The sequence below is a fragment of the Psychrobacter sp. TS_SC_6 genome (genome assembly GCF_056156305.1).
In genome coordinates, this window is record NZ_CM149590.1 from 2208575 (window position 1) to 2223569 (window position 14995).

11 protein-coding genes are annotated in these 14995 nt (G+C 44.2%); 8 read left to right on the plus strand and 3 right to left on the minus strand.

Annotation, left to right across the window (positions count from 1 at the left end):
- The first annotated feature begins 8 nt into the window (after positions 1-8).
- The 5 genes from glcF to AC0J5Y_RS09370 all read left to right on the plus strand — a co-directional run bounded on the left by glcF (position 9) and on the right by AC0J5Y_RS09370 (position 6743).
- On the plus strand, positions 9-1235 hold the full coding sequence (gene glcF, locus AC0J5Y_RS09350; RefSeq protein ID WP_475130430.1) for a glycolate oxidase subunit GlcF: 1227 nt from the start codon (positions 9-11) through the stop codon (positions 1233-1235).
- 285 nt (positions 1236-1520) lie between these two features.
- On the plus strand, positions 1521-3278 hold the full coding sequence (locus tag AC0J5Y_RS09355; protein WP_475130431.1) for an L-lactate permease: 1758 nt from the start codon (positions 1521-1523) through the stop codon (positions 3276-3278).
- A gap of 192 nt (positions 3279-3470) precedes the next feature.
- Positions 3471-4679 carry an alpha-hydroxy acid oxidase gene (locus tag AC0J5Y_RS09360; RefSeq protein ID WP_475130432.1) on the plus strand — a complete coding sequence of 403 codons (1209 nt, stop codon included), beginning with the start codon at positions 3471-3473 and terminating at the stop codon, positions 4677-4679.
- A gap of 99 nt (positions 4680-4778) precedes the next feature.
- Positions 4779-5825, plus strand: coding sequence for a rhomboid family intramembrane serine protease (locus AC0J5Y_RS09365; RefSeq protein ID WP_475130433.1), 1047 nt, complete (start codon positions 4779-4781; stop codon positions 5823-5825).
- Between the two features lie 99 nt (positions 5826-5924).
- Entirely contained in the window at positions 5925-6743 is an 819-nt protein-coding gene (locus tag AC0J5Y_RS09370; RefSeq protein ID WP_475130434.1) for a MipA/OmpV family protein, read from the plus strand.
- 79 nt (positions 6744-6822) lie between these two features.
- Here the strand turns inward: AC0J5Y_RS09370 and AC0J5Y_RS09375 are convergent, their stop codons facing one another.
- Together AC0J5Y_RS09375 and fumC are read right to left on the minus strand one after the other, a co-directional pair.
- Positions 6823-7701, minus strand: a complete 879-nt coding sequence (locus AC0J5Y_RS09375; RefSeq protein WP_475130435.1) for a hypothetical protein — start codon at positions 7699-7701, stop codon at positions 6823-6825.
- A gap of 187 nt (positions 7702-7888) precedes the next feature.
- Entirely contained in the window at positions 7889-9292 is a 1404-nt protein-coding gene (gene fumC, locus AC0J5Y_RS09380) for a class II fumarate hydratase (protein ID WP_475130436.1), read from the minus strand.
- A gap of 252 nt (positions 9293-9544) precedes the next feature.
- Between fumC and AC0J5Y_RS09385 the strand changes: the two genes are divergently transcribed.
- Complete coding sequence (locus AC0J5Y_RS09385; protein WP_475130437.1) at positions 9545-10168, plus strand: 5-formyltetrahydrofolate cyclo-ligase; 624 nt, start codon at positions 9545-9547, stop codon at positions 10166-10168.
- Positions 10168-10425 (plus strand): hypothetical protein, encoded by a 258-nt coding sequence (locus AC0J5Y_RS09390; protein WP_475130438.1) that lies wholly within the window; start codon positions 10168-10170, stop codon positions 10423-10425. The genes AC0J5Y_RS09385 and AC0J5Y_RS09390 overlap by 1 nt, the downstream gene beginning before the upstream one ends.
- A 176-nt stretch (positions 10426-10601) precedes the next feature.
- On the opposite strand, the gene AC0J5Y_RS09395 is transcribed toward AC0J5Y_RS09390, so the two are convergent.
- Positions 10602-11963 (minus strand): Na+/H+ antiporter family protein, encoded by a 1362-nt coding sequence (locus AC0J5Y_RS09395; protein WP_475130439.1) that lies wholly within the window; start codon positions 11961-11963, stop codon positions 10602-10604.
- 318 nt (positions 11964-12281) lie between these two features.
- On the opposite strand from AC0J5Y_RS09395, the gene lon reads away from it, so the two are divergent.
- Positions 12282-14906, plus strand: coding sequence for an endopeptidase La (gene lon, locus AC0J5Y_RS09400; protein WP_475130440.1), 2625 nt, complete (start codon positions 12282-12284; stop codon positions 14904-14906).
- The last annotated feature ends 89 nt before the right edge of the window (positions 14907-14995 follow it).

The following is a 14995-nucleotide window of genomic DNA, read 5'->3' on the forward strand; positions in this document are numbered from 1 at the left end:
AAGTCGTAATGCGAACTCAAATCAATATAAAATATCTGGATCACCCAGATATTCAAGAAGCCGATGATATTTTGCGTACTTGCGTTCACTGTGGATTTTGTAATGCCACGTGCCCCACGTATCAAGAGCTTGGCGATGAGCGTGACGGTCCTCGCGGCCGTATTTATTTACTAAAACAAATGCTTGAAACTGGTGATGTTAGCGAAAAATCCCAACTTCATTTAGACCGCTGTTTGACTTGTCGTAGCTGCGAGACCACTTGCCCCTCTGGGGTAAAATATGGCCGCTTGGCTGAAATCGGCCGCGATATTATGGAAGAACAACTGTCGCGACCTGCCAATCAAAGACTCAAACGTTGGCTTATCAGAAAGGTATTGCCCTATCCGCACCGATTTGGGTTTCTCTTAAAACTCGGGCAACTGTTTCGCTCCTTTTTACCTCGCGACTTAAAAGCCCAAGTCCCTGTTAAGCAAATCACCCGTCCGCGACCATCACAGCAACACTCGCGTCAAATGCTGGTGCTAGAGGGCTGTGCCCAACCTTCTGCCACCCCCAATACTAACAATGCCGCCGCCCGAGTACTTGATAGGCTAGGCATCAGCTTGATTGCTGCGCCAGATGCCGGATGCTGCGGCGCTGTGAGCTATCATATGCCAGCCCATGAAGAAGGTCTTGCGTTTATGCGGCGCAATATCGATGCATGGTGGCCATATATCGAATCTGGGGCGGAAGCCATTGTCATCAGCGCCTCAGGCTGCGGCTCGATGGTCAAAGAATACGGCGAAAAACTCAAACATGACGACGCTTATGCGGCTAAAGCTAAGCGTATCAGTGCACTGACCCAAGATTTGAGTGAAGTTCTAATCAAAGAAGACCTAGAAAAGTTGGTGGTAAAACAGACGAATCGCAAGACCGCTGTCCACTGCCCCTGCTCGCTACAGCACGCTCAGCAGTTAGGCGGTCATGTTGAGCAGATATTGCAACGCGCTGGGATTAAGCTCTCTAAAACCCAAAACGGACATTTATGCTGCGGCTCTGCTGGTACTTACTCGCTCCTTCAGCCTAAGCTGAGCCAGCAACTACTCACCAATAAAATCAACGATCTTACCATCGATAACCCAGATCAGATTGTGACAGCCAATATCGGATGCCAATTGCATTTAGGCAGCCATGCGTCCGTCCCAGTCAAGCATTGGATCGAATTGTTAGATCCCTCACCAATCAAGCCATCATGAGCTGAATAGACTATAAAGAACAGTCATTCAGCTTTTAGTCATAGTAAGCGCAATAATAGTAAATACCGTCACTGTAATACAGTTACGGTAAGGATAATCACTGTAACAAAGGATTCAAGGTCTCAGCTAATTTTTGAAATAAGTTCTTTACTGCCATTTGAATGACGCCCGCAGCACCAAAAAACTATAGGCTTCTTTTGGCTTAATACTGATAAACAAAAAAGAAATATCCTTCAATGATATCTCAAAGATGACTCCAACTACATATACCAAGGAAGGTTTATTATGTACACTTTTTTGGCCTTAGCGCCTATTTTGGTCGTCCTCGTTTTACTTGTCATATTGCGGCTGCCTGCCAAGATTTCTATGGGCGTTGCCTATTTAGTAACCGCGCTATTAGCGTTGTTCGTTTGGCAAGCCAGTGGTGCCCAAGTCGCCGCCGCTACTGTAAACGGTATCATCGTCGCACTCACGCTTTTATTTATTGTATTTGCGGCTATTTTATTGCTGAATACTTTGAAGGAAGGGGGCGCTATTGTCGCTATTCGTAAAGGCTTTATGGACATCTCGCCCGATAGACGCGTTCAAGTTATCATTGTGGCGTGGTTATTCGGCTCGCTGATAGAAGGCTCATCAGGATTTGGTACGCCATCTGCTATCGGTGCACCGTTGTTGCTCGCTTTAGGTTTCCCAGCGATGGCATCAGTTATGGCTATGTTAATTATTCAGTCGACGCCCGTATCATTTGGTGCCGTTGGTACGCCAGTATTACTTGGCGTTTGGACTGGTATCAATGATAAGCCAGATATAACGCAAGCGATTGTGCCACTCTCAACTGAAAACTATCTATTACAAATTGCGGGTAACATCGGTCTGATACATGCGCTGGTGGGTTTTCTAATTCCGTTACTTTTGAGTGGATTTTTGACTCGGTTCTTTGGTAAGAATCGCTCCTTCGTTGAAGGGCTCAAAGTATGGCCTTTTGCAATTTTTGCTGGTCTCTGCTTTACCGTTCCTTATTATTTAGTGGCTAAATACCTAGGTCCTGAGTTCCCATCATTGGTCGGCGGTTTTATCGGTCTTATGATTGTGCTTCCTGCAGCAAAGCGCGGCTTTTTGATGCCTAAAGAGATTTTTGATTTTGCGCCACGCGCTAAATGGGATAAAGACTGGCTCGGCTCGTTACCTGAAGAAAAGTTTGATGATTCCATTGCACCAAGATTTTCTTTGGTTCGGGCATTTTCTCCTTATCTCATCGTTATTGGTCTACTAATCATCACTCGAGTCATTGCACCGCTGAAGGCATTTTTGACTGGAGATTTGACCACTATACAATTTACCAATCTTTTTGGTACCACTATTTCTAGTAAAATCCAACTTGCCTATTCTCCAGGTATCATTCTAATTATTGTTGCCCTAATCTCTATCTTGTTGTTCAAAATGAACGGACAAGCCGTCAAACGTAGTTGGAGTAGTTCTGCAAAAACCATGGTAGCTGCCGCACCAGCCTTGCTGTTTTCGGTACCGATGGTACAAGTATTCATCAACTCTGGGTCAGCTGCTGAAGTCGCAAATTCGCTACCCGCTATGCCAATCTTACTGGCTGAGAGTGCCGCTGGTGCATTTCAAAATACATGGCCACTCGTGTCTCCGTGGATTGGCGCACTGGGTGCGTTCATTGCAGGCTCAAATACCGTCAGTAATATGATGTTCGCTTACTTTCAGTGGTCAACCGCCAGTCAAATCGGCTTAGATGCCAACCTTGCTGCACAAGTAGTAGCACTGCAAGCGGTCGGTGGCGCAGCAGGTAATATGATTGCGGTACATAACGTCGTTGCTGCTTGCGCGGTGGTTGGTCTGATGGATAAAGAAGGCTATGTTATTCGCAAAACCTTAGTCGCAATGACATACTATGTGATTCAGGCAGGATTGATCGGTATGGGTATTATTTTCGGTCAAATGTGGTGGTGGATATTGGCTGTCATTTGGCCAATCGCATTTTTTGGCATCATGGCAATCACGAGTAAAAAAACGGCTACTTAACATGAGTTAGCTGTACTAGTAAATCTTTGAATCCGCACTCAGCACTTGAACTGACGCTATTATACTAACTATGATAGCGTCAGTTCTATGTCACGGTTAAGTTAATATCATTCAATGATTAACGACAAAATATTAATCACACCAATATCGTAGTTAATAAACAGTTACCCAATAAGCATCAAGGAAGAACCCATGAAAGATTTGAGCAAAATCACTGAAATTGAAGACCTACGACGGGTTGCTGAGCGCAAAGTGCCTCGCATGTTCTATGATTATGTCGACTCAGGCTCATGGACTGAGACCACTTATCGCAATAATGAAACCGACTTTGACCGTATCAAACTGCGTCAGCGGGTATTGGTCAATATGGAAGGACGCTCGCTTGCCACCGAAATGTTGGGCACGCCCGTAAAAATGCCGGTTGCGATTGCGCCAACAGGCTTTACTGGCATGATGTGGGCAGACGGAGAAATCCTCGCGGCACAGGCAGCAGAGAATTTTGGCGTACCGTTTTCACTCTCGACCATGAGTATTTGCTCTATCGAAGATGTCGCCACCCATACCAGCCAGCCGTTTTGGTTTCAGCTATATATGATGCGTGATATGGACTTTATCGCCAATTTGATTCGCCGCGCTAAAGAAGCCAATTGCTCAGCGCTCATCCTGACCGCCGACTTACAAGTACTCGGTCAACGTCATAAAGACATTAAAAATGGTCTATCTGCGCCACCTAAACCGACGCTTGCCAACATCTTAAACCTGATGACCAAGCCGGAATGGTGTATGAATATGCTCCAAACCCGCCGCCGTACCTTTGGTAATATCGTCGGTCACGCCAAAAACGTCGAAGATATCTCATCGCTATCCGCATGGACATCTGAGCAGTTCGATCCGGCCCTGAGCTGGGATGATGTCGCTCGTATTAAAGACATGTGGGGTGGCAAACTGATTATCAAAGGCATCATGGAGCCAGAAGACGCTGTACTGGCAGCTCGTAGCGGTGCCGATGCGCTAGTGGTCTCCAATCATGGTGGACGCCAATTGGATGGCGCACCTTCTTCCATTTCATCTCTATCCGATATTGTACAAGCCGTGCGTGCTGAAGACAGTCAGATTGAAGTTTGGCTCGATAGCGGTATTCGTTCTGGGCAAGATGTACTCAAAGCGATGGCCTTAGGAGCCAATGGCACGATGATTGGTCGCGCTTTTCTTTATGGTCTTGGCGCGTATGGCGAAGATGGTGTCCGTCGAGCGCTTGAGCTGATTTATAACGAATGTGATATCAGCATGGCGTTTTGCGGTCATACCGATATCAATGAAGTGCGCGATGATATCTTAGTCAAAGGTACTTACGAGCATCTTAAAACTGCCTTGCCTTACGTAGCGCCGATGCGCTGGTAAGTATAGATAAGATAGCTGCTTAGAGTTGTTGGTCGCTTTCTTTATACTATCTATACCCTTTATACTGTACTGATAATTTTTTATTGATAATTAGATGTTATGACCATTCAACAATTATTAAAGACAGCGCCTATCACTACTGTGTTATTAGTCAGCTTTATTGGGCTATTTATCATGCAGGTATTAACGGGTGTCGATGCCAATAATCCTTCAACTGAAGCGCTGATAAAATGGGGTGCCAATGCCTTACCTTTTACTATGGATAATGAGCCATGGCGCTTGGTCAGCAGTGCGTTTTTGCATATTGGGCTGATGCATTTACTGTTTAATGGTTTTGCCATGTACTTTTTTGGGCAAATTGCCGAGCCGATGTTTGGCTCAGCGAGGTTTTTGGCGCTATTTTTACTGGCAGCAATCGGTGGCAACTTACTGAATAATTACGTCACATGGCAAGGTATTGTGGACGGGACAGGACAAGCCGGATTATCTGCAGGCGCATCAGGCGGTATCATGGGTATTGGCGCGGCGTTATTGATTGCTGCACTATTTAAGATATCAGTCAATGGCATGGTGCTGAATCTTAAAAGCCTGATATTTATTATGGGCATCAACCTAGTCTATGGTTTTGCAGTGCCGGGTATCGACAATGCTGGTCACATTGGCGGTGCGATTACCGGTCTTATCATTGCACTGGCTTTTGCGATTGCCTATCGTCAACGTATGGCAGCTGTCATACAGAATATTGCCACTTACGAGAATGATTATTTACCCCATTATCAAAGTGAGCAACAAAACGAATATCACACCACTTATATTAATACGCCAGTGAATAGCGTCACTGACTTTGATAATGATGTTCATTCAACCAACCCTCATTTAAATCATGATAGTTTGCATAATGAGAGTCATGTGGATAATAATAGTGGTGTAAACTCAAACGTAATTGTTAACCCTACCAATCCTATTCGCCCTACTCCTAACGAAACCTTGAATGAGAAAAGCACAGCCATTAAATCTGTGCTTATTTGGCAGTTGCTGCCGTGGGTTGTGATGTTATTGATTAGCCTTGGCTTTATGTGGTGGTGGCAAGATATCCATCAGCAATTAATAGAAGTGCTCAATGCCATCGAGCAAAGCACTGTTTAGCCTACACCCCTTTTGTTTTTAACTGGCTCTAACGTAATAAGAATCTTGCACATTTCTCTATCTTCATCTGTTTTTTTCAATCATTTATGAGAACAAATTATGTTTACATCATCATCGCTATCCCCTACTTTTAAGCGTGCTTTGCTTAGCACGTTGACGGCTACTGTCATGCTTGGCGCAGCCAGCCTATCTAATGCAGCACTCTTCAATAAAAACCTACCGAAAGATCCTGATGCTGAGTTAAGCGTCGGTGTCAACGTCATGGCAGTCAACTCTGCTTATGATTTGGAAGAAAGCACCGAGATAAAAGTATTGCCAGGGGTGTTCTATGACAATAATAGAATCTACGCACGCGGTGCTCAAGCAGGTGCTTATATCATCAATGATGGCAAAAATCAGCTTGCTGCTTATGCTCAGCTCGCTGGCAGTGAGTTTGATCCTGATGATGCTACTGGCGCACTAAGCGAACTTGATGAGCGTAAAGCCTCTGCTGCTGCAGGCTTAAGCTATACGCGTTTGACACCGGTTGGTGGCTTTCGTGCTCAATATGCAACAGATATCTTAGATCGTAGCGGCGGTAATACTGCCCGCTTAAGCTATATTGGTAAAATTAGCAAAAACAAGCTAACGGTCTATCCAAGCGTTGGATTTGAGTACAATGATGCCGACTACAATCAATACTACTACGGCGTGAGCGATACAGAGTCAACTAGAACAACGGGCGGCGTCGCTGCTTATACCGCCAACTCAAGCTTGAATCCTTATATTAATGTTAGTGCCAACTATGATTTCAGTAAGCGCTGGGCGGGCTTTGCCAATCAAAGCTTAAGTTATCTGCCAAATGAGCAATATGACAGTCCAATGGTTGACTCGCGTACGGATGCAACGACGACGCTTGGGTTGCTTTATAAGTTTTAATTGAGATTAGATCGTTATAAAAAAAGACCTTACCGCGTGATGTGGCAAGGTCTTTTTTTTATAGAACATTTGATAAAAACTATACTTTAACCTTTGAGATATTTTCTCCAATTTCTTGAATAGCTGCCTTCAATACATGTAAACATATTTTGGCGGTATCTTCTCTTGGATTAAATCCAACACTCATTTGCTGATGCGGATGAATATAGTTCCGAAAATCTCGTAGCGTATGGCTAAATCTCTGAATATCATGTTGTACCAAACCTAATTCATAAGCAACATCAATAAAAGAGCTTAGCGACCATTTGGAGAGTTCGTAAACTTTACCTGATTTATCCTTAGGAGAGGATTTTGCAGTATTAAAATGTCTAGGATACTGATTCGCTAAACCTAACAAAACTCCTTCGAGAGTACTGCCTGCTATGATAATCACAGACAAATAGGCTTCTGAAGAATAGCACCTTTCTATTTCTTTTATTCTTCCTTCTATTACTTCCGACACCATTCCTTCTAAACCAATTTTTTGTACAGAAACATTTGAAAATTCCTGACTTAAAAATTGGTTCTCAGTATTAGTCTGATTAGGTTTTAAAGGCTCCTGCACCTCAATCTTATCCAACCGCTTAAAATCAATATTAGCACCGTTACGAACTACCTTCCATTTATCAAAAGCAATATATTTATTAAATCCCGCGATATAGTTATCTAAGTCTTCTAAACGGTCTATAAAGTTGGCAGGATTAAATAATTCTTTGATACAGCAATCTAGCTGAGGAGTTCCATTAATACCTTCCAATTTTTTATCAGTATATACCCAGCGTGATGGGAAACCTTGTTCGTAAGTATCATTGAATCCAAGATTATTAAATAGGCGAACAAGCTGAGGACCTGACCTATACTCAGTATCTTCATTAATCAAAATACGTAACTTCTCAAGCGACTTAGAACTTAAAAACATTCATGAGCTCCAGTTTTATAACATACACAATAATATGAAAATATATATCTAAAAATCAGTCATAGCGTTTCTCTCTAGCAATCAGTATATAGTGTTACTCTCTTAATTTGATATGCTAATTACAACCAAAAAAAGACCTTGCCACATGACAAGGTCTTTTTGCTATTCTAAGAAATCATTAGAACAATTACTTAGGATGTACCATATCAGCAGGAATCACCCACTCATCAAACTGAGCTTCAGTTAATAGCTCTAACTCAACCGCCACTTGCTTCAACGTTTTGTTTTCTTTGTAAGCAGTCTTAGCGATTTTTGCTGCATTCTCATAGCCAACATGACGGTTCAATGCAGTCACTAGCATCAATGAGTTATGCAAGAAGTCATCAATTTTGTCTTTTACTGGCTCGATACCCACAGCACAGTTTTCGTTGAAGCTGTTGCAAGCATCGCCAAGTAGCTTGATAGATTGCAACAAGTTAAACGCGATAACTGGCTTATAAACGTTTAGCTCAAAGTTACCTGATGCACCTGCCATGCTGATAGTGACATCGTTACCCATGACTTGCGCCACAACCATGGTCATGGCTTCTGACTGAGTTGGGTTCACTTTACCCGGCATGATAGATGAGCCTGGCTCATTCTCTGGAATCGTCAATTCGCCCAATCCACAACGAGGGCCAGATGCCAACCAACGAATGTCGTTAGCGATTTTATTTAAGCTCGCTGCTAGCGTTTTTAGTGCGCCTGAAGCAAACACTTCCGCATCACGAGCGGCAAGCGCTTCAAATTTATTTGGTGACGTCACAAATGGAAGACCAGACAATGTCGCTAATTGCTCAGCTGATTTTACTGCATAATCAGGATGGGCGTTTAGACCAGTCCCAACCGCCGTACCGCCTAGTGGTAACTCATATAAGCCTTGTAACGCGTTGTCAATACGAGTCAATGAATGGTCAAGTTGGCTGACATAGCCGCTGAACTCTTGGCCTAAGGTCAAAGGCGTGGCGTCTTGCAAATGCGTACGACCGATTTTTACGATGCTATCGAATTCTTTGGCTTTGGCAGCTAGCGTATCACGTAGTGCTTTTACTGCTGGAACCAATAAACCATTGATTTCACGAGCCGCAGCAACACGAATCGCCGTTGGGAAGCTGTCATTGGTAGATTGAGCATGATTTACATGGTCATTTGGATGAATTGGCGTGTAGCTGCCGCGCTCAGAACCAGCAATTTCGTTGGCACGGTTGGCAAGTACTTCGTTCATGTTCATGTTTGACTGTGTGCCAGACCCTGTCTGCCATACGACTAGCGGGAACTGATCGACCAGACCACCGTTGATGATTTCGTCAGCCGCTTGTACGATTAGATCACGCTTATCGCCGTCGATACGCTCAAGGCTGGCGTTGGTAATGGCAGCGGCTTTTTTGACCAGCGCCATCGCTTCAATCATCGGACGCGGCAATGTCTCGCCACCGATTTTGAAGTTTTCACGGCTACGCTGCGTTTGCGCACCCCAATAAGCGTCAGCTGGGACTTCTACGTTGCCCATGGTGTCTTTTTCGATACGAGTTGCCTGATTCTGTGTCGACATAACTACCCTCTTTGATGGTTTGTTGTTTTATTGCTGAGTCATAAAAAATGCAACATCTGCTGCACATAAAGGAGAATACGATATAAAGTGGCGTTATGATAGCATGACTAGAACGTGTTGAATATTCACAAATAGCCTCGAGTCGCGTCTAAAAACGCCTGTCCTTACCAACTTAACATATGACCGGACCGTCTCTCTATGTATCCTGAACCCAAAATTCCTCAATCAAAACCTCAATCAAAAGAACTTGAGTTGACCTCATATAAAATCAATAACCCACCCAGACGACACTTTACTCGCCAGCGTCGTCAGTTAAGTGATGGCGCACGTAGACAATATGCTCTGTCCGCAAGCTTGCATCTATCTAAGCTACAGCAGCGGCTACCAGTGAATGCACGTATTGGCTTATATTATGATGGCTTTGGTGAACTGCCCACACAGCCACTGCTAAATTGGTGTAAACACTTAGGCTATTTTCCTTATTTGCCTGTTGTGGGTTCGTTAGGTCGTGATAGTCAGGGTCAAAATGACAAAAGGCTGCGTTTTGTACCAATTTACCATTCTAAATTGTTAAATGTGCCAACCCGCATCCATCGCCTAGGTATGAAACAAAATCAAAATCGCAAGCTATTATGGGCGCAAGAATTAGACGTGATTATCTGCCCGCTGGTAGCAGTAGACTTAAACGGCAATCGTATGGGTATGGGTGGCGGTTTTTATGACACCACGCTTGGTAAAATCTATCAGTCAGGCGCTAAAAAACCGTTAAAGATTGGCTGGTGTTATGATTTTCAGGTGGTTGAACAATTACAACGTCAGCCGTGGGATGTGCCATTAGACGGCCTCATTACACCAAATGGCATAAGGTGGTTTTGATGAAAGATAACCATAAAAAGTCTGAAAAAAATTCTAGCGCTGACAATGTGGACGAGTATTTGCAAACGTTAGGCAACGAGGACGCTAGAGAGCAACGTTACTACAGTCAAGAGCAACCGTTTAGCGCTGACGAGTTAGCAAATACTATCAATGAACGCCGTTTAAATGAATTAATGGCGCAAAGTGATGAATTTTTGAGTAGCTTGAATGGTGAAATTAAGGATTTTGATGAAAGCTCTGACAAGGATCATACTTAAAAATATTGAATAACTTGTAGGGTGCGCCTCGCGCACCGATAGTCGAGATTAACTTTTTTATGGTGCGTAGGGCGAATCCTACTCAGCTTTAACACTTAAAGACAAACCAATAGCTCAAAATGCAAAAGCCACCTATATAGTGGCTTTTTTATTAGATAGTATTTAAGTTAAAAAACCTACAACACCATCGCTGCAATCCAACCAAACACCAATAACGGAATATTGTAGTGAATAAAGGTCGGCACCACACTGTCTTTGATATGGTCATGCTGTCCGTCGATATTTAGACCAGAAGTTGGCCCCAATGTCGAATCTGATGCTGGCGACCCTGCGTCACCTAACGCGCCAGCCGTACCAATAATCGCAACCGTCGCGAGTGGCGAAAATCCTAACGAGATACATAGCGGTACGTAAATCGCTGCCAAAATAGGAATGGTAGAGAATGACGAGCCGATGCCCATGGTCACAATCAGACCAATCAGCAGCATGATAAACGCCGCCATCGCTTTATTACCGCCAAATAATGCTGCCGCCCCATCAACCAAAGGCTGTATCTGCTCAGTCGCTTTCATGACTTCCGCAAACCCTTGCGCCGTAATCATAATAAAGCCAATCATCGCCATCAGTTTGATACCGTCATTAAACACTGTATCGGCATCACGCCATTTGACGACGCCTGTCGCCATAAAGACACCAAAGCCAAACATAGAACCCAGCAATAGCGAGTCTGTATAAAGCTGCACCACAAAAGCGGTGACAATTGCAGCCAACGCCACCAGCGTTTTCATTTTACTTTGTTTCTGCGCCGTAGCCGCAGTTTTACTTAACGCGTCACCTTCTAACACTTCATCATGTGCAGCTTTATCAATTGCTAGCTGCTGATACTGACGCGGTTTACGATAGCTGATAAATACCGCGATCAGCAGACCGATTAGCATCCCTAATGCAGGAATTGCCATCGCTTTAACCACAGAAATATCAGTAATATCAATGCCCGCTTCACCAACGTTTTTAAGCATGATTTGATTGAGATAAATATCGCCAAACCCATACGGAATAAACATATAAGTCGTGACAAGTCCAAAGGTAATCAGACAAGCAATCAGGCGTCTATCAATATGCATGCGGTTAAATGCCAATAATAATGGCGGCACAAGCAGCGGAATAAAGGCGATATGAATCGGAATTAAGTTTTGGCTAAAGCAGCTCATAGTGACAAGACCTGCAAACAGCATGTATTTAATCATGCCACTGGTGCCGCCTGCATCAATGCGCTTAATCACCGCCCCTGCCAAAGATTGTGGCAAGCCGGAATGAGCGATCGCTACTGCAAACGCACCTAGCAGCGCATATGACAGCGCGATTTGCGCGCCGTTTTTAATCCCTTCTTGAAAGGCGTTCAAGGTATCAGTCATACCGAGACCAGCGATGAGCCCACCTGCCAGCGCACCGATTAATAAGCTCAGCACGACGTGCACTCGCGCTAGTGACAACCCTAGCATGATGACAACTGCCAGTAGTACCGCATTGATGGTCATATTCTCGCCCCTTATCCTATACTTTGTAGCCTGCTATCGACCCATTTTGGTATGCTGCCAATTTACTTATGTCGTCTCAGCCTTTTAATCCACACAGTTGCTATTTGAACGGAGCGATTAAGACGCGCGCTATTTTACCTGATTTTACAAATAAAACCCACGCGCAAAACCTAATAGCCTGAAGAGAAAAAGTAGATAAAGGCACAATATTCTCTCAACTGTTGATAACAGAGCCTTGCAATTTTATATAGCAGCACCATTTATCTAAACATGAACCACTAACTTGACTTTACAAGTCTGGTGAACGAGGAAGAATATATGAATGAACATAAAATTGATAAAGACAATATCGACATCAATGTCGACGTATCCCCTAACGTTGCTGATGACAACAAGCAGCAAAGTGAGCTAGGAAACGAGCAACAGAACGAGTTAGAATCAGCGTCTGATAACGCAGTAGAAAACAAGTCAGCGTCTGACGCCGCTCAAGAAGATGACACTGCGAAAGACAGTAAAGAAGATACTGTTGAAGATTATCTGCCATTATTGGCACTGCGCGATGTCGTTGTTTATCCGCATATGCAAATTGCCTTGTTTGTCGGTCGTGAGCCATCGGTAAAAGCCGTTGAGCTGGCACAAGCTGAGTACGGCAACAAAGTACTGGTTTTGGCTCAAAAAGACTCTTTGACCGAAGACATCGATCAAGACAATCTATACCAGTACGGTACGGTCTGCCGCATCGTCAGCACCATGCCGCATGATAGCGATGAGAACTGCATCAAAGTCTTAATCGAGGGTCAATATCGTGCGCGCGTCGATGCTATCGAAAATCACGATGAATTATTGATGGCAAGCTTTGAGCGTGCAGACCTTGATGTCAGTATGGATGAGAGCCAGCAGAAAAACACGATTCAAGCTTTAACCTCGCTGTTTGAAAGCTATGCGGATGCACGTCTACGTAATGCGCGCGAGCTAACGCGCGTTGCAAAACGTATCGATGATTTGCTTGAGTTGGTCTACTTTATCTCAACTCGTGTGTCGATGGATCTTGATATCAAACAGTCATTTTTAGAGCAAAATGATATCAAAACCCATATCAACACTTTGACTGAATATTTGGTCAAGCAAAGTGCTGAGCAAAACATCGAACAAGATATCCAAGAAGCTGTCCGTCAGCAAATGGAAGACAATCAGCGTGAATACTTCTTAAATGAGAAGATGAAAGCCATTAAGAATGAGCTGTCAGATATGAATGACGGTGCGTTCGATGCTGAAGATGATGTGGCTGAGCTTGAACAACGTCTTGATGAAGCTGACTTGCCAGAAGATGTGCGCAAAAAAGCTGAGCAAGAGATGAAAAAGCTCAAAATGATGCCACCGGCTTCGAGCGAATCTTCAGTGGTGCGTAACTATATTGAATGGATTTTGGACACGCCGTGGAATGCGACGACTAAAGTTTCTATCAATTTAGATAAAGCTAAAACTGTCCTAGACGAAGACCATTATGGCTTACAAGATGTCAAAGATCGCATCTTAGAGTATCTCGCTGTACAATCACGAGTGAAAAAACTGCGCGGTCCTATTCTTTGCTTGGTCGGTCCTCCGGGTGTTGGTAAAACTTCATTGGGCGAGTCGATTGCTCGTGCAACGGGTCGCAAGTTTGTACGTATGGCGCTTGGCGGCGTACGTGATGAAGCTGAGATTCGTGGTCATCGCCGTACGTATATCGGTGCAATGCCAGGTAAAATTGTTCAATCACTTGCAAAAGTAGAAGTCAAAAACCCGCTTTTCTTATTGGATGAAATCGATAAAATGGCGCATGACTTCCGCGGTGATCCAGCATCAGCATTGCTTGAAGTGCTAGACCCATCACAGAATGATACTTTCAATGACCATTATTTAGATATGGACTTAGATTTATCACAAGTGATGTTTATCTGTACTGCGAACAGCATGGACATCCCGCCAGCGTTGCTTGACCGTATGGAAGTGATTCGTCTACCGGGTTATACCGAAGCAGAAAAAGTGAATATCGCGCAGAAGTACCTGGTGCCAAAAGCGATCAAAAATAACGGGCTTAAAGAAGGCGAGATTGAGATCGTTGAGGCAGCACTGCATAGCATTGTGCGTAGCTATACCCGTGAAGCAGGTGTACGTAACCTTGAGCGTGAAGTGAATAAAATCTGCCGTAAAGTCGTTCGCGGTTCGGTCGAAACGCATGGCGCCCGCGCTCCGAAAAGAGCAGAACGTCAACTGGTCGTAGTCGATGACAAAAACATTGATGACTATTTAGGCGTGCATCAATATGACTATGGTCTGGCTGAAGAAGCGCCTGAAATTGGTCGTATCACTGGTCTAGCATGGACACAGGTCGGTGGCGAACTATTAACCATCGAAGCCGTCGCCATGAAAGGCAAAGGCGAGCTTAGTTTTACTGGTTCACTCGGCGATGTGATGAAAGAATCTATTCGCGCTGCCATGAGCGTAGTACGTGCTCGCGGTGATAGCTTAGGGATTGACTACGAGACCTTTAAAACGACTGACGTCCACGTCCATATGCCAGAAGGCGCCACACCTAAAGACGGTCCATCTGCTGGTGGCGCGCTCACCACAGCGCTGGTCTCAGCCTTAACAGGTATCGCGATTCGTTCAGATATTGCCATGACAGGAGAGATTACGTTACGTGGTAAAATCTTACGTATCGGTGGTCTAAAAGAGAAGCTACTTGCGGCGCATCGTGGTGGAATCAAGCACGTCTTGATTCCAGCGACTAATGAGCGCGACTTGGCGGATATCCCTGACAATGTCAAAGCAGGTCTAATCATTCAGCCAGTGGCGACGATTGATGAGATATTAAAAGTGGCTTTGATCAGTATGCCAGTGCCACTAAAACCTACCAAAGTAACGGTTGATAAGACCAAAGGTAAAGCGCTACACAACTAATCTGATTAGTTACTAATCTAATAAATTAAGGAGCCACTCTTCGTAATGAAGGGTGGCTTTTTTTGGCATGAAAAAACAACAATCTATAT

Excerpts from the sequence above, each read along its gene's own strand:
- glcF (WP_475130430.1), top strand. The coding sequence starts at position 9 with ATGCGAACTCAAATCAATATAAAATATCTGGATCACCCAGATATTCAA.
- AC0J5Y_RS09355 (WP_475130431.1), top strand. The coding sequence starts at position 1,521 with ATGTACACTTTTTTGGCCTTAGCGCCTATTTTGGTCGTCCTCGTTTTA.
- AC0J5Y_RS09360 (WP_475130432.1), top strand. The coding sequence starts at position 3,471 with ATGAAAGATTTGAGCAAAATCACTGAAATTGAAGACCTACGACGGGTT.
- AC0J5Y_RS09365 (WP_475130433.1), top strand. The coding sequence starts at position 4,779 with ATGACCATTCAACAATTATTAAAGACAGCGCCTATCACTACTGTGTTA.
- AC0J5Y_RS09370 (WP_475130434.1), top strand. The coding sequence starts at position 5,925 with ATGTTTACATCATCATCGCTATCCCCTACTTTTAAGCGTGCTTTGCTT.
- AC0J5Y_RS09375 (WP_475130435.1), bottom strand. The coding sequence starts at position 7,701 with ATGTTTTTAAGTTCTAAGTCGCTTGAGAAGTTACGTATTTTGATTAAT.
- fumC (WP_475130436.1), bottom strand. The coding sequence starts at position 9,292 with ATGTCGACACAGAATCAGGCAACTCGTATCGAAAAAGACACCATGGGC.
- AC0J5Y_RS09390 (WP_475130438.1), top strand. The coding sequence starts at position 10,168 with ATGAAAGATAACCATAAAAAGTCTGAAAAAAATTCTAGCGCTGACAAT.
- AC0J5Y_RS09395 (WP_475130439.1), bottom strand. The coding sequence starts at position 11,963 with ATGACCATCAATGCGGTACTACTGGCAGTTGTCATCATGCTAGGGTTG.
- lon (WP_475130440.1), top strand. The coding sequence starts at position 12,282 with ATGAATGAACATAAAATTGATAAAGACAATATCGACATCAATGTCGAC.